The following is a 14,135-nucleotide window of genomic DNA, read 5'->3' on the forward strand; positions in this document are numbered from 1 at the left end:
AAGCACCATCATGCAGAGCCTGTTCGTCACCATAGGACTCCTCCATCTCATCGCCCTGGCGAGCCCGGGCCCGGATTTTGCGCTTATCCTGCGCACCAGCTTGCACAGGCCCACCGCCATCGGTGCCGCCATTGGCATAGCGCTCGCCATCTTGCTGCACGCCACCTTTAGCCTGACCGGCATCAGTCTGCTGATTGCCAAACACCCCTGGTTGTTCAACCTGGTGCGACTGACGGGCGCCCTCTATCTTGGCTGGCTCGGCTGGGGTGCACTCAAGGCCGCCTGGCAGGGCAGTGCCACCCTGCGATTGCAGGCGGGGAACGAGCATGGCGGCCTGGCCCAGGGCATTCGCCGTGGGCTCGCCACCAACTTGCTCAATCCCAAGGCGCTGCTGTTCTTCGTCGGTCTGCTGGCTGCCATGATCACCCCCCAGGTGAGCGGCCTGACCCGCAGCCTGCTGGTCATTGAGCTGTTCCTGCTCTCCCTCGCCTGGTTCGGCCTGCTGGCCTGGAGCCTCTCCACTCCGCGCGCACAGCGCCTGCTCGACCGGGTGCAGCGCCCGCTCAATCTGGTCACCGGCCTGTTGTTTGGCGCCGTCAGCCTCTCCATCCTGGTGGAGCTGGCCCGCGAGGCGAGTGCCTATCTCTAAGTCATGCCAACCACTCCCGCCATAGCGCGGACCCAGCATCTGCTCGGCCGAGTGCAGCGGCCTGCTATTTGGTATCACCCGCCCAGCCTCTCCATCCTGGTGGAGCTGGCCCGCGAGGCGAGTGCCTATCTCTAAGTCATGCCAACCGCTCCCGCCATAGAACGGACCCAGCATCTGCTCGGCCGAGTGCAGCGGCCTGCTGTTTGGTATCACCCGCCCAGCCTCTCCATCCTGGCGGAGCTGGCCCGCGAGGCGAGTGCCTATCTCTAATTCATGCCAACCGCTCCCGCCATAGAACGGACCCAGCATCTGCTCGGCCGAGTGCAGCGGCCTGCTATTTGGTATCACCCGCCCAGCCTCTCCATCCTGGTGGAGCTGGCCCGCGAGGCGAGTGCCTATCTCTAAGTCATGCCAACCGCTCCCGCCATAGAACGGACCCAGCATCTGCTCGGCCGAGTGCAGCGGCCTGCTATTTGGTATCACCCGCCCAGCCTCTCCATCCTGGTGGAGCTGGCCCGCGAGGCGAGTGCCTATCTCTAAGTCATGCCAACCGCTCCCGCCATAGAACGGACCCAGCATCTGCTCGGCCGAGTGCAGCGGCCTGCTGTTTGGTATCACCCGCCCAGCCTTCTCTATCCTGATGGAGCTGGCCCGCGAGGCGAGTGCCTATGTCTGGCACGCAGGCCACTCCCGCCGCCGAGCGGGCTGGCATCGGACTCATTGTGGGATTAGGATGCACGCCTTAACCACAGTAACGTTACGGATGTATCGGCATGACTCGACAATGGTCGCTCCCCATAGTGGCACTCGCAGGGGGAGCTTTATTCTGGCTCGGCAACAGCTTCGGTATGAAATGGGCCCTGATGGCCCTGTTAGGATTCGGCTTCGGCTTCACCCTCTCTTTCAGTCGCTTCGGCATCGTCTTCGGTTGGCGCGAGATGCTGACCAAGCGCAACAGCTACTATGTGCGGATTCACCTGCTCACCATCGCCATCGAAATTCTGCTGTTCACCTGCTTCCTCTCCTTTACTCACGCCCTGTTTGGCGATGCCATGGTGGGCAACGTCATGGCCATCGGCGTCCCCTTCATCGTCGGCGCCTTCCTGTTCGGTATCGGCATGCAGCTGGCGGGGGTCTGCGCTACCGGTACCCTCTACTGCTGCGGTGAGGGGCAACCCCGCTTCTGGCTGGTGCTGGTCTGCTACGGCATCGGCACTCTCATCAGCAACCAGTTCCGCCCCGAGCTGGAGGCCACCTTCTCCAGCCAGGTGGTGCTTGCCAAGGATTTGACCGGCAATCTCTGGAGCGGCATGCTGCTCAACCTGGCGCTGGTCACCGTACTCTTCCTGCTGTTTCGCAAGAGCGAGCTGAAGCGTACCGGCGAGATCAAGCCCATCTTCGGCGGCGGCAACCTGTTCTGGCGCGACGGCCGCTTCACCGTGCTGACCGGCGGCATCCTCATCGCCCTGCTCAACTCCGCCGTGGTCGCCCTGTACGGCTCGGCCTGGACCATCACCGGTGCCGTCTATGACATGGCACTGCGCGGCGCCTCCCTGTTCGGTCTGTTCGAGGGGCACCCCAAGCTGGCCCAGCCACTCTTCATCAACCCCATGGTCGGCATGTTCTGGCTGGGGATCCTGGGGGCCATGCTGGCACGCTGCCTGAGCGGTGGCGGCCAATTCGCCCCGATGCGGCTCGGCAACAGCCTGGCATCCATCATCGGCGGCCTGCTGATGGGGATGGGCGCCATGTACAGCGCCTGCAACCTGGGTGGCTTCTTCGATGGCACGGCGTCGGGCAGCCTGCACGGCTGGGTCTGGATGCTGATGGCCCTGGCCGGCAGCCTGATCGGCATCCGCCTGCGACCGTTGTTCAAACTCTGATGCAAGCACGGGATGGCGCACAAGTGCGCCATCCCGTTGAAATACCTTTCCTTATGTCCCGGCCTGATGACCGCGGAGCGGGTATCATACCGACAGCTCTCTCCTTTACTTCAGCCCAGCGCCCTCATCAGCAGCAGGATTGCGAAGCCGGTGAACATAACGGCCGACAATCGGTTGATACCTCTGGCGAAACGCTCGCCATACCTCTGCAAGCCTACCCAGCGAAACACCAGACAGTCGCCGCGATCAACCATGCGGGCATAATGCTGCAACCCAGGGCCCTGCTGACTCAGGAGCTGGCCAGCGGCGTCCTGCTGGAAATACTGCCGGATGCCCTGCCTGCCCCGCGCCTGGTCAACATGCTCTATCCTGCCAGGGAGCCCATGCCGCTGCTGATCGACTACCTCAGCGATCACCGCCAGGAGCTGGACATCCCGGCGTGATGCAGCACCGGTCGGCTCACTCCCCCCGCTCAGTCATCTTGCGCAGATAGAGATAGCCCTCGCCGGGGCTGCCCCAGCGCAGCTTGCCGCCCTCATCGTAGGCACGATCGAGCAGACGTACCCGATCCGGGCCGATCCAGAGGTATTGCACCAGGGTGCTGGCGCCGCCGAAGTCGGTAGTGCAACGGCCAATGTCGCTGTGCCCCTGATACTCGCCGGACGGCTGGCGGTGCAACCAGATCTCGCAGCCCTGGCGCAGGGAGAGTTGTTGCGGGGTGAGGGAGTCGAGCAGCTCAGGCTGACGCCAGGCACCGGCAAAGTCCGTGGCGCGCGGCATGGTCAGCTCGCTCATCAGGATGCGCCCGCCAGAGGCTTCGCTGAAGCGGTAGATACGCTGGCGAAAGGGGCGCGGGGCGCGCTCGGCCAGGCTCTGCTCGGCGTAGATCCAGCGCACCCCAGGCCTGCCCGGCCAGATCTCCATCAACCGCAAACTGGCACTGGCGAAGCGATCGTCATCGCGAGCCTGCTCGGCATTGGCAAAATCGCCGCTAAACCAGTCAAGCAGGGGTGCCAGACTGGCCTGAGGCTGGGCTGCCTCTGACGGCACGCCTGGGCGGGGGACAAAGGGGGTGGACTCCGCCCAGATCAGGCAGGAACAGAGCAAGCCGCACAGGGCCGCCATCAGCCGCATTGTCGAATCCATCCGAATCATTTTCATGGTGGCGATTATATGAGCGAACGCTGGCAATAACCGCAACCTTGATCAAATCCTGGCCAATCTGCTGAAAAATCACAGTGTTAGCCCAGCCAATCCCCAAACTGGACGGCAAGCCCGGATGTGGCGGCTATTCTTGGTGCGACTCCCCCAACGAGGCATAGATGATGACAACAGGAACAGTACGGCTGCACCGCGTACTCAAGGCCCCGCCGATGCGGGTCTATCGGGCATTTCTTGAGGCGGAGGCGCTCGCCAAATGGCTGCCGCCCCATGGCTTCACCTGCCGGGTAGAGCGTCTGGAGGCCCGCGTCGGCGGCACCTTCAGGATGGCGTTCAGCAACTTTGCCACCGGCCACAGCCATGGCTTTGGCGGCCAGTATCTCGAGCTGGAGCCGGGCCAACGCCTGCGCTACACGGACCGTTTCGACGATCCCAATCTGCCGGGGGAGATGGCGGTGACCATCACCCTCAGCCAGGTGCTGTGCGGCACCGAGCTTGCCATCGAACAGAGCGGGATCCCCGACGCCATACCGGTCGAGATGTGCTATCTCGGCTGGCAGGAGTCCCTGACCCAGCTCGCCGCCCTGGTCGAACCCGAGATCCCGAGCGAATAGCGCAGCGCCGAGCCTGCCGCCATGGCGGGCTCTGTGCCGATTCAACCGCCCTGCACTCATGGCAGATTCAGGGCGCGCAGCTCCGCCATGCTCTTGGGATCATCCATGGCCGGCAATGACCAATACGGGTTCGTCCAAACCGCCTCATGAAAGCCATGCAGGGTCAGCAAGGGGGGAATGTCCCAGTGTCGAGTGGGGTCGTTATACCAGACAGCTATCGGCCGTCTGCCGCGGGGACAAGCAACGACCGGCCCAGTGACCAGGCCAACCACAGGGTGGGACCCAGGGTCACCAACAACCAATGAACATGGGGCAGGACAAAGGCATAAAGGATTTCCAGCGGCTGCCAGGTCGACGCTGTGGCGGTCTCATAGGTCTGCCACAACCAGAGCACGGCAAAGAGCGGTGGCAATAGCAGGCGAGGTGTCAGCAGAAACAGCGGCCAAAAGGCACCGAACGCCAGCATGGGCATGACCAGTTCGGCAAAGGTACGCCCCTGAAAGACGCCACCCCATGCCAGAGTGGGATCCTCGGTCAGCACCGGCCACCAGGAGGCGTATTGAAACAGGGTAAAGGAGAGGGTAAACAACAGGCTGGCAAGCAATGCCAACATGGCCTGGCGCCCCCAGCATCCTCCCTCACCTTCCATCGAAACATCTCAGCCTCCCCACAGCGTGTGTGGTGCAGCATGCCAGACAGGAGCTTCCTATCGAACTAGGCATCACATCCATGAGCCTGTCGGAAATCCTCCTCCCAAGATGTTAAGCACCATCAACAGTCAGCGGATGGAACGAGTAACTTGCATAATGGAAGTAAGGGCCTTATTGTAACTTTCATAATGAAAGTCACATGATGATCAAGCATGCGCAAGAAGAGTCTGAGTGAACAGCAGTGTCCCATCGCCCGTACCCTGGATCACGTCGGGGAGTGGTGGAGTCTATTGATTATCCGCGATGCCATGCATGGCCTGTCGCGCTTCGATGAATTTCAAAAAAGTCTTGGTATCTCCCCCAATATACTGACCCGACGCCTGACTACCCTGGTCGAGGGGGGGCTGATGGAGAAGCAGCTCTACTCCGAGCGCCCTCCTCGCTATCAATATGTGCTCACCCCCCGCGGCCAGGAGCTCAGCCCGGTGCTGATCGCGCTGCTCAGCTGGGGCAATAACCACCTGGCTCCCGAGGGAGCAAGCATCCAGTTGATGGATGCCCAGACTGGCGAACTGGTCGAACCCCTGCTGATAGACGGCCGCACGGGTCAAAAAATTTCCCCCTCGCGTCATGTACTGGTGCCAGGCCCGACCGCCAGCGACGGCATGAAGCAGCGTCTGCGCCATGCCCATGGCGCGATGAGCGGCGACAACCCTTCGAAACAGGAATCAGAATCATGAGCTCAACTCGCATCGTTGTGACAGGAATGGGGGCGGTGACTCCGCTTGGATATGGGGTGGAGACGGTGTGGCAGCGACTGCTGGCGGGCCAGTCCGGCTTGCGCCGCCTGCCGGAGCCATTCACGGAGGGGCTGGCCGCCAAAGTGGGCGCCATGGTGCCCTCCCTGGCAGAAGATCCCGTGGCGGGGTTTGACCCCGATGCGGTGGTGTCGACCAAGGAGCAGAAGAAGATGGATCGCTTCATCCTGTTTGCCATTGCCGCGGCGAAGGAGGCTCTGCTGCAAGCCAACTGGGCCCCCAAAACGGCGGCGGAACAGGAGCGAACCGCCACCATTATCGCCTCGGGCATCGGTGGCTTCCCGGCCATCGTCGATGCCGTGCGTACTACGGACGAGCGAGGACCGCGTCGGTTGTCCCCCTTCACCATCCCCTCGTTTCTGGTCAACATGGCGGCGGGTCATGTCTCCATCAACTTCGGTTTCAAAGGTCCGCTCGGAGCGCCGGTAACGGCCTGCGCCGCAGGGGTCCAGGCCATTGGCGATGCCGCCCGCCTCATTCGCTGCGGTGAAGCCGACATCGCCATCTGTGGCGGGGCCGAGGCCACCATAGATCGTGTCAGTCTGGGCGGGTTTACCGCAGCCCGCGCCCTATCGTCAGCCTATGCCGATGATCCCGCATCGGCCTCTCGCCCGTTCGATGTTGATCGCGATGGTTTTGTCATGGGCGAAGGGGCCGGGATCCTGGTCATTGAATCCCTGGAACACGCCCTGGCCCGGGGCGCCACCCCCATAGTGGAACTGGTGGGATATGGCACCAGTGCCGACGCCTATCACCTGACCGCAGGCCCCGAGGATGGCGACGGGGCGCGCCGCGCCATGGCGGCGGCTCTGCATCAGGCTGGCATCCAGGCGGCGGATGTCCAGCACCTCAATGCCCACGCCACCTCAACCCCTGTGGGTGACAAGGGGGAACTGGCCGCCATCAAACGCGTCTTTGGCGATGACAACCAGATTGCGGTGACCTCCACCAAGTCGGCCACCGGTCATCTGCTGGGGGCCGCAGGGGGCATTGAGGCCATCTTCACCGCACTGGCCATTCGCGACCAGATAGTGCCAGCAACCCGCAACTTGCAACAACCCGACCCGCTCGCCAACGGCGTGGACATAGTGCGGGGGGCTGCCCGCAGCATGCAGATCCAGCACGCCATCTCCAATGGCTTTGGCTTTGGCGGGGTAAATGCCAGCGTGCTATTCAAGCGCTGGCAGGGGGCCTGATCTCAGTAACGAATAAGCCGCCTAACCCCGCCAGCGCGCATTTGCCATGTGCTGCCGAATGGCGTCTCCGAGCCGGCGAAAAGCTGCCTCGATAAAGATGTCGGCGTAATGGGCACAGCCGTGCCCATTACGCCCCAAGAGATCGGGCCACGCCGTTCGTCGCCCTTCCTGTATGGATAACCGCCTCATTGAGGCAGACATGACGAGAGGGCTCGCTATTTTCTTCCTGATTTACGCTTGCGCGGGAACTATGGGTTGATGCCTTGTGTTCGCCGCTGGATCAGAGTGACCCTGCGGCGCAAAGCGCCCTGCTCACTTGAATTTCGACTGTGCGTCCGCCAGGCCGATCTTCAGGTCAGTCCATATTTTGTCGGCGGTCAGTTTGACTTGCTCCCAGGACTCGCCGCTCTCCTTGCCGAGCACTTCCATCTGATCGGAAGCGGCATGTTGCTTGGCACGCAAGGCCTGGATTTCGTGAGTCCGCTTGATTTTCATGTCGGCTGAAAGATTATCCATCTTGGCTTCCAGCAGGCTGATCTGGCTGCCCCACTCCTTGAGCTGGGCGCTCATTTTTTCTCTATAGGCTTCGTACGCTTCCATGATATTCCCCTTGGGTGAATGACTCTTACTGGGTCGCGGTGAGTGTCAGCTGATTGACGACATGCTCGACACCATCGATCGCCAGCGCGATGGCACCGGCCTTGTCGCTGTTGGCTTGCGAATCGGCCTTACCCGTCAGGGTGACGACGCCTCCGACGGTATCGACGCTGATCTGCAGTGACTTCAACCCGGGCTCGCCGAGGAGTCCGGCTTTTACCTTGGTGGTGACTTCGGTGTCAGCCCAGACTTGGGCACTCTCGGCACCTTGTTCGCTCACCTTGCTTTCATACTTGTCGATGGTTTCATCCACCTTTTTGCCAGTCTCGCTGGCCGCTTCATCAATGTTTTTGCCGGCCTGTTCGGCCGACCCGGGCTTGTCGCATCCGCTCAGCCCGAACGTGCAGAGCAGCGAGATGGCAATGAGGACGATGTTGCGATGTCGCATCTGTTTATTTCTCCGCAGTGAAGTTGCCTAGATCTTGCCGAGCAAGATCAGGATGAGCAGTATGATCAATACCAGTCCAATGGCGCCGCTTGGCGCGTAACCCCAGCCCTGGCTGTGCGGCCAGCGTGGAATGACGCCGACCAATAGCAGGATCAGCACGATCAGTAGAACGGTTCCCATGGTCATCTCTTTCTCCTAAACGTTCTATGCGGGCTGCATAAACGACACGCCTGATAATGCGACCTATCCACAAGCACCGTCTGTACGCAAACACACAGACAGGGCATCTTGGGACACCCACCTTTTTGACAGCGTCGCACCTCTGTTCTTGACTCAAGGAGAGATAGCAGGAGGTTGCGATGACCATTGCCCGTTCCCGTCAAATCAGTCTGCAAGATACGCCTTACTACCATGTGGTCAGTCGCTGCGTGCGGCGAGCCTTCTTGTGCGGTGAAGATACCCATTCCGGCCAGAGCTATGAGCACAGGCGCCAATGGGTGGTCGACAGACTGAGTCAATTGTCACGGCTGTTTGCTATCGGTGTTTGCGCCTATGCGGTGATGAACAACCACTACCACCTGGTGCTCAAGGTTGAACCGGATGCAGCTAACCGATGGAGTGAACGGGAGGTAGCCGAGCGCTGGGTGGCACTATTTCAGTGGCCGCTGCTGGTGAGGCGTTGGTATCAGGGAGAATTACTGATTGAACCGGAACGGGTGGTGGTAGAACAGCTGATAGGGAAATGGCGCGAGCGCCTGCATTCCATCAGTTGGTTTGTTCGGCTGCTCAATGAAAACCTGGCCCGGCAGGCCAATCAGGAAGATGGCTGCAAGGGCCATTTCTGGGAGGGGCGCTTTAAAAGTCAGGCCCTGCTTACCGAATCAGCCCTGCTGGCCTGCATGGCCTACGTTGACCTCAATCCGATACGGGCAGCGATTGCCGACCGGCCCGAAGAGAGCGACTACACCAGCATCAAGCAGCGTCTTGATGCCGAACAATCCGCCCCGTCTTCACCACCACTGTTGCTGCCGTTTTCCAGTAAAGGCGAGCCTGATTGCCTGCCCTATGCCTTCATCGACTATCTAACACTGGTCGACGGGACAGGGCGAGCCATTAGAGCAGACAAACGGGGTCATATTCCGGCTAACCTTGCGCCCATCCTGCAACGGCTGGGTCTTGATGCAACGCAATGGTTGCGACAAGTGGCGCTGTTTAAACGGCAAGGCATCAGAGCCGTGGGCGACAGAGCGCATTGCCAACAGTTCGCGCAACACTGCGGCCAGCGGCGATGTCACCAGCCGCAACTTTGAATCGATAGCCTCCATTTCATGCCCCTCCGGCATGTCATCCGATGCCAGGCATAGTTCTGCCTGAACAAGGAGGCTTTCGTGCCAGAACAGTCACCTTGTTGCTTCTAGCCCTGCCCCATTATCCACCACCGCATCGACAACCAGCCTGGCAACGGCTTACCCAAAAAGGTGGGTGTCCCAGACTCTTCCACCCCACCAACGACCTGACTACGGCTTACTCAGAAAGGTGGATGTCCCAGGCTTTGCCCAGGCTACGGCTTGCTCAGAAAGATGGGTGTCCCGGATTTTTTCATGTCCCCCCCGGCATGTCATCCGATGCCGGGCATGGTTCTGCCTGAACAAGGAGGCTTTCGTGCCAGAACAGTCACCTTGTTGCGTCTAGCCCTGCCCCATTGTCCACCACCGCATCGACAACCAGCCTGGCAACGACTTACATAAAAAGGTGGGTGTCCCAGACTCCTCACAAGATAACTGACAGTCATGTTCGTTAGCGCACAGACAACAATATTGCATAGCCGTAGATTAGAACGTAGCAAGCCAATCCATAATGCACTGGCAGCTTAATGTGATAAGTGTGTGAGTGTCATTACTTTCAGTAATTCCATGCGAGTCGACAGCATTCACGGAAACGATATTTTTCATTGAATGGGAATTTCAGATTTTAATTTTTAGCATTTAACATTACTTGGAGTAAAACCTAAAATGAAAACTAGAAATATATTTTCAATTCCACTGGCTATCGCCGTTCTGATCACTGCGGTAGGTTGTGCATCCACTACAACCAAGGAAGGGACTGGAGAATATGTCGATGACTCTGTCATTACCACCAAGGTTATGGCAGCAATATTCAATGATCCAAACCTGAAATCGACTGAAATCAATGTGGAAACCTTCAAAGGCGTCGTACAGCTGAGCGGTTTTGTTAAGGATAGCGCCAATATCAACAAGGCTGTGGTTGCCGCCAAAGGCGTCAACGGTGTCACCTCCGTCAAAAACGATCTGCGTTTAAAATAGGGCTATGCAAGTCAACATCCGCATTGGGGCATGCTATGGATTGGTCCTTAGTGTGGAGTGGGTTATTTGACACCTCTTAGATGAAATTTGTCCTGATCAATTTAACTGTGAGATAGAAAGTTGAAATTATGCTCCTGAACCAGGAGCATTTCTATGTCTGTTGGCACTGCATATTTTCAACATTTTTCCTGCCATCCTGTCTTAACCATATGCTATATGAGCAAGCTGTAGCGCGGCGTCCAGGGCTGTTGGTTGATATTGAAAAACCCGAACCCATGCTCAACTACAACATTTTACTCAACCATATCGACGCCATATTTGACCAAGATATAGATGCCATGCCCGCATTGTCTCACCCAGGCTATGGCTTGCTCAGAAAGATAGGTGTCCCGGATTTTCCCCGGATTTTCTCGACAACCAGCCTGGCAACGACTTACCCAAAAAGGTAGGTGTCCCAGACTCCTCCGTCATCTTGCTACGCCCGATCCGGCCCCAGAGCCACCATCCGTCACCCCACCAACGACCTGACTACGGCTTACCCAGAAAGGTGGATGTCCCAGGCTTTTCCAGGCTTTTCCCCGCATTGTCTCACCCAGGCTATGGCTTGCTCAGAAAGATGGGTGCCCCGGATTTTCATCTTGTCGCTCCGGCTCCCGAGCCATCCATCACTCCATAACCAGCCTGGCTACGGCTTACTCAGAAAGGTGGGTGTCCCGGATTTTGCTGTCGGCGGCGCTGCTTTCCGGTTGTGCATCCGTACCCATGGCCGATACCACCGCTGACGCCCAGGCCAAGCAGTTTGTGGCCCCCAAAGATGCGGCCAACCTCTATATCTATCGCAACGAGACCTTCGGCACTGCCGTCAAAATGCCGGTGCTGGTGGATGGCTTTGCCGTAGGCGATACGGTGGCCCATAGCTATATCCTCAAGCAGGTGACGCCGGGCAGTCACACCATCACCTCCAAGTCGGAGAATGATGCCACCCTGACCCTCAGCACCGAGGCGGGTAAAAACTACTACGTCTGGCAGGAGGTCAAAATGGGCCTGCTGATGGCCCGCTCCAAGCTAAGTCAGGTCAGTGAAGAGGAAGGCAAGCAAGGGGTGATGGAGAGCAAGCTGGTTAAGTGACTAGACTTGCTAATATAAAAACACCAACCCGGCCTAAGCCGGGTTGGTTATTTCAAAAGACGGGAAAAATTACAGCGCCTCAAGCCGTGCATACGCCGTCACCAACCACTTGGCGCCGACGTCGTCGAACTGGATCTGCACCCGGCTCTGGGGGCCGACCCCTTCGAAGTTCAGCACTATGCCTTCCCCGAATTTCGGATGGAGCACCCGCTGGCCGAGCTTGATGCCGCTGGCGTCGAAGCTCTGCTGCACCTCGTTCTGGCTGAAGCGGCCGTACTGGGTGGGTCTGCTGACCTGGGTGCGCAGCCGGATCTCTTCCAGGCACTCGGCGGGCATCTCGCGGATAAAGCGGCTCGGCTTGTGGAACATCTCGCGGCCGTAGATGCGGCGGCTCTCCGCATAACAGATGTAGAGCTTCTCCATGGCGCGGGTCATGCCCACATAACAAAGGCGGCGCTCCTCCTCGAGCCGCCCCGACTCCTCGGTCGATTGTTGGCTGGGGAACATGCCTTCTTCTACGCCGACCAGCAGCACCAGCGGGAACTCCAGCCCCTTGGCGCTGTGCAGCGTCATCAGCTGCACAGCATCGGCATATTCGTCCGCCTGATTCTCGCCGGACTCCAGCGCAGCATGGGCGAGGAAGGCGGAGAGATCGCTCATATCTTCCAGCTCATCCGGGCGCTGGTACTGGCGGCAGGCGGTGACCAGTTCGTCCAGGTTCTCTACCCGCGCCTGGGATTTCTCGCCTTTTTCCGCCAGATACATGGCCTTGAGGCCGGAATTCTGGATGGCGATATCCGCCTGCTGGTGCAGCGGCAGCATGCCGACTTGGCTCTCCAGCGCGTCGATCAGATCGACAAAGCCACGCACAGCATTGCCCGCACGGCCGGTCAGCACCTTGTCGTTGAGCAGTCCCTTGGCCGATTGCCAGAGGTTCTGCCCCTGATCCCGGGCATTGTTGCGCAATATCTCCAGGGTGCGATCGCCGATGCCACGGGTCGGGGTGTTGACCACCCGCTCGAAGCTGGCGTCGTCGCCTCTATTGTTGATAAGGCGCAGGTAGGCCATGGCGTCTTTGATTTCCTGGCGCTCGAAGAAGCGCAGGCCGCCGTAGATGCGATAGGGCATGGCGTCCTGCATCAGCGCCTCTTCCAGCACCCGGGACTGGGCGTTGGAGCGATACAGAATGGCGCAGTCGGCCAAGAGGCCCCCCTTCTCCTTCCAGTCCTTGAGGCGGCCGACCACGAAGCGGGCCTCGTCCACTTCGTTGAAGGCGCCATAGAGGGAGATGGGCTCGCCATCGGCCCCCTCGGTCCACAGCTCCTTGCCGAGCCGCTCCGAGTTGTTGGCGATGACGCTGTTGGCCGCCTTGAGAATGTTGGCGGTGGAGCGGTAGTTCTGCTCCAGACGAATGGTTTCGGCGCCCTGATAGTCGGTGAGAAAACGCTGGATGTTCTCTATCTTGGCGCCGCGCCAGCCGTAGATAGACTGGTCATCATCGCCGACGATCATCACCCGCCCGGTGTCGCCTGCCAGCATCCGCAGCCAGGCATACTGGATGCCGTTGGTATCCTGGAACTCGTCCACCAGGATATTCTGGAAGCGATCCCGGTAATGTTCGAGCACGTGAGGGCGATTGAGCCAGAGCTCGTGAGCACGCAGCAGCAGCTCGGCAAAATCCACCAGCCCGGAGCGATCGCAGGTCTCCTGGTAGGTCTTGTAGATCTGCTGATAGGTGCGGGTGACGGGGTCACCGTAGAGGTCGATGTCGCCGGGGCGCAAGCCCTCGTCCTTCTTGCCGTTGATGTAGCCCATCACGGCGCGCGGTGCCCAGTGCTTCTCGTCGAGGTTGAGCGCCTTGATGACGCGGCGGATGAGACGGTACTGGTCGTCTGAATCGAGGATCTGGAAATCCTGGGGCAGACCCGCATCCAGATGGTGGGCCCGCAGCAGGCGGTGAGCGATGCCGTGGAAGGTGCCTATCCACATGCCGCGCTGGCTCGCGCCCAGCACCTTTTCCACCCGGCCACGCATCTCGGCCGCCGCCTTGTTGGTGAAGGTCACCGCAATGATGGAGAAGGGTGAACAACGCTCCACCTGCATCAGCCAGGCGATACGGTGCACCAGCACCCGGGTCTTGCCCGAGCCGGCGCCAGCCAGTACCAGCAGATTGCTACGGGGCGCCGCAACGGCATCTCTTTGCTTGTCGTTGAGCCCGTCGAGCAGGGTTGAAACGTCCATCACCACTCCTGTTTATTTATACAGGCAGGGATTATACGGGCAGAGTGGGCTCAGGCCAAATCGGCGTTTATGCCCAAAGAGAAGATCCCCGGCCATGTCCTCAGCGCCTCTTCCGGGGCGCACCCTCCCCCCTGCCCTTCAGCGGCGACCTCTCTTGCCGACTGGCTTGCGCCACGGGGAGAAGAAGATGGCCAAGCAGCCTCACACACCGTAAATCGGTCAAATGGGAATCAATAGAAACCGGCTATCGGCCCAACAGAGGAAAACGCTTGCGCACAACCCTATGATTTGTAATCAAAATGTCATTTGGAGCTTGGCTTTTACAGCACAAAAAACCATAAAAATGCTTATAAACAACCACTTATAAAGCCGTTTGCTTATGTTTCAATTCGTTAGCGCAAACGTTTTTCTGTCACGCACGCCTTG

At 59.5% G+C, this 14,135-nt stretch carries 20 protein-coding genes and 1 pseudogene; 14 read left to right on the forward strand and 7 right to left on the reverse strand.

Translation table 11 applies throughout. The annotated features are described in order from the left end of the window. Positions 1-7 precede the first annotated feature (7 nt). From ACSMDR_RS19860 to ACSMDR_RS19885, 6 genes are all read left to right on the forward strand, one after another. The gene (locus ACSMDR_RS19860) at positions 8-649 is read left to right on the forward strand and encodes a LysE family translocator (RefSeq protein ID WP_436469599.1); all 642 of its coding nucleotides are present in this window, start codon (positions 8-10) and stop codon (positions 647-649) included. 3 nt (positions 650-652) lie between these two features. Further along, positions 653-784: a hypothetical protein gene (locus ACSMDR_RS19865; RefSeq protein WP_436469437.1), complete on the forward strand. Its 132-nt coding sequence runs from the start codon at positions 653-655 to the stop codon at positions 782-784. A 3-nt stretch (positions 785-787) separates the two neighbouring features. Next, positions 788-919 (forward strand): hypothetical protein, encoded by a 132-nt coding sequence (locus ACSMDR_RS19870; protein WP_436469438.1) that lies wholly within the window; start codon positions 788-790, stop codon positions 917-919. 3 nt (positions 920-922) lie between these two features. Next, positions 923-1,054, forward strand: a complete 132-nt coding sequence (locus ACSMDR_RS19875; RefSeq protein ID WP_436469439.1) for a hypothetical protein — start codon at positions 923-925, stop codon at positions 1,052-1,054. 3 nt (positions 1,055-1,057) lie between these two features. Beyond that, entirely contained in the window at positions 1,058-1,189 is a 132-nt protein-coding gene (locus ACSMDR_RS19880; RefSeq protein ID WP_436469439.1) for a hypothetical protein, read from the forward strand. A 233-nt stretch (positions 1,190-1,422) separates the two neighbouring features. Continuing rightward, positions 1,423-2,532, forward strand: coding sequence for a YeeE/YedE family protein (locus tag ACSMDR_RS19885; protein WP_436469440.1), 1,110 nt, complete (start codon positions 1,423-1,425; stop codon positions 2,530-2,532). A gap of 110 nt (positions 2,533-2,642) precedes the next feature. Here the strand turns inward: ACSMDR_RS19885 and ACSMDR_RS19890 are convergent. Continuing rightward, positions 2,643-2,786, reverse strand: a pseudogene (locus ACSMDR_RS19890) (LysE family translocator); the annotation flags it as partial. Positions 2,787-2,795: 9 nt separating this feature from the next. On the opposite strand from ACSMDR_RS19890, the gene ACSMDR_RS19895 reads away from it, so the two are divergent. Next, positions 2,796-2,975, forward strand: coding sequence for a type 2 periplasmic-binding domain-containing protein (locus ACSMDR_RS19895; RefSeq protein WP_436469441.1), 180 nt, complete (start codon positions 2,796-2,798; stop codon positions 2,973-2,975). A 16-nt stretch (positions 2,976-2,991) separates the two neighbouring features. Here the strand turns inward: ACSMDR_RS19895 and ACSMDR_RS19900 are convergent, their stop codons facing one another. Continuing rightward, positions 2,992-3,678, reverse strand: coding sequence for a chromophore lyase CpcT/CpeT (locus ACSMDR_RS19900; RefSeq protein WP_236611706.1), 687 nt, complete (start codon positions 3,676-3,678; stop codon positions 2,992-2,994). Between the two features lie 179 nt (positions 3,679-3,857). On the opposite strand from ACSMDR_RS19900, the gene ACSMDR_RS19905 reads away from it, so the two are divergent. Beyond that, positions 3,858-4,307, forward strand: coding sequence for an SRPBCC family protein (locus tag ACSMDR_RS19905; protein WP_040318863.1), 450 nt, complete (start codon positions 3,858-3,860; stop codon positions 4,305-4,307). A gap of 214 nt (positions 4,308-4,521) precedes the next feature. Here ACSMDR_RS19905 and ACSMDR_RS19910 read toward each other — a convergent pair whose 3' ends face one another. Further along, entirely contained in the window at positions 4,522-4,920 is a 399-nt protein-coding gene (locus ACSMDR_RS19910; protein WP_436469442.1) for a hypothetical protein, read from the reverse strand. Positions 4,921-5,169: 249 nt separating this feature from the next. On the opposite strand from ACSMDR_RS19910, the gene ACSMDR_RS19915 reads away from it, so the two are divergent. Together ACSMDR_RS19915 and fabF are read left to right on the forward strand one after the other, a co-directional pair. Further along, a complete protein-coding gene (locus ACSMDR_RS19915; protein WP_436469443.1) occupies positions 5,170-5,697 on the forward strand; it encodes a winged helix-turn-helix transcriptional regulator in 528 nt (175 codons plus the stop codon). Then, positions 5,694-6,971: a beta-ketoacyl-ACP synthase II gene (gene fabF / locus ACSMDR_RS19920; RefSeq protein ID WP_436469444.1), complete on the forward strand. Its 1,278-nt coding sequence runs from the start codon at positions 5,694-5,696 to the stop codon at positions 6,969-6,971. Before ACSMDR_RS19915 ends, fabF begins: the two co-directional genes overlap by 4 nt. A gap of 312 nt (positions 6,972-7,283) precedes the next feature. On the opposite strand, the gene ACSMDR_RS19925 is transcribed toward fabF, so the two are convergent. Genes ACSMDR_RS19925 through ACSMDR_RS19935 form a run of 3 tightly spaced genes read right to left on the reverse strand, consistent with a single transcriptional unit; the run spans position 7,284 to position 8,196 of the window. Further along, a complete protein-coding gene (locus ACSMDR_RS19925) occupies positions 7,284-7,571 on the reverse strand; it encodes a sll1863 family stress response protein (protein WP_436469445.1) in 288 nt (95 codons plus the stop codon). 25 nt (positions 7,572-7,596) lie between these two features. Beyond that, positions 7,597-8,016 carry a BON domain-containing protein gene (locus ACSMDR_RS19930; RefSeq protein ID WP_436469446.1) on the reverse strand — a complete coding sequence of 140 codons (420 nt, stop codon included), beginning with the start codon at positions 8,014-8,016 and terminating at the stop codon, positions 7,597-7,599. A gap of 27 nt (positions 8,017-8,043) precedes the next feature. Then, positions 8,044-8,196 (reverse strand): DUF3309 family protein, encoded by a 153-nt coding sequence (locus tag ACSMDR_RS19935; RefSeq protein WP_201764981.1) that lies wholly within the window; start codon positions 8,194-8,196, stop codon positions 8,044-8,046. A gap of 179 nt (positions 8,197-8,375) precedes the next feature. Here ACSMDR_RS19935 and ACSMDR_RS19940 point away from each other — a divergent pair, with 179 nt between their 5' ends. The 4 genes from ACSMDR_RS19940 to ACSMDR_RS19955 all read left to right on the forward strand — a co-directional run bounded on the left by ACSMDR_RS19940 (position 8,376) and on the right by ACSMDR_RS19955 (position 11,468). Further along, the gene (locus ACSMDR_RS19940; RefSeq protein ID WP_436469447.1) at positions 8,376-9,326 is read left to right on the forward strand and encodes a transposase; all 951 of its coding nucleotides are present in this window, start codon (positions 8,376-8,378) and stop codon (positions 9,324-9,326) included. Between the two features lie 702 nt (positions 9,327-10,028). Further along, the gene (locus ACSMDR_RS19945; RefSeq protein WP_436469448.1) at positions 10,029-10,340 is read left to right on the forward strand and encodes a BON domain-containing protein; all 312 of its coding nucleotides are present in this window, start codon (positions 10,029-10,031) and stop codon (positions 10,338-10,340) included. A gap of 128 nt (positions 10,341-10,468) precedes the next feature. Then, positions 10,469-10,789, forward strand: a complete 321-nt coding sequence (locus ACSMDR_RS19950) for a hypothetical protein (RefSeq protein ID WP_436469449.1) — start codon at positions 10,469-10,471, stop codon at positions 10,787-10,789. Positions 10,790-11,102: 313 nt separating this feature from the next. Further along, positions 11,103-11,468, forward strand: a complete 366-nt coding sequence (locus ACSMDR_RS19955) for a DUF2846 domain-containing protein (RefSeq protein WP_436469600.1) — start codon at positions 11,103-11,105, stop codon at positions 11,466-11,468. Positions 11,469-11,537: 69 nt separating this feature from the next. Here the strand turns inward: ACSMDR_RS19955 and uvrD are convergent, their stop codons facing one another. Beyond that, entirely contained in the window at positions 11,538-13,709 is a 2,172-nt protein-coding gene (uvrD, locus tag ACSMDR_RS19960) for a DNA helicase II (protein ID WP_436469450.1), read from the reverse strand. Between the last annotated feature and the right edge of the window lie 426 nt (positions 13,710-14,135).

Origin of the sequence: Aeromonas molluscorum, assembly GCF_051376105.1 — a bacterium.
Lineage (GTDB): Bacteria > Pseudomonadota > Gammaproteobacteria > Enterobacterales > Aeromonadaceae > Aeromonas > Aeromonas molluscorum.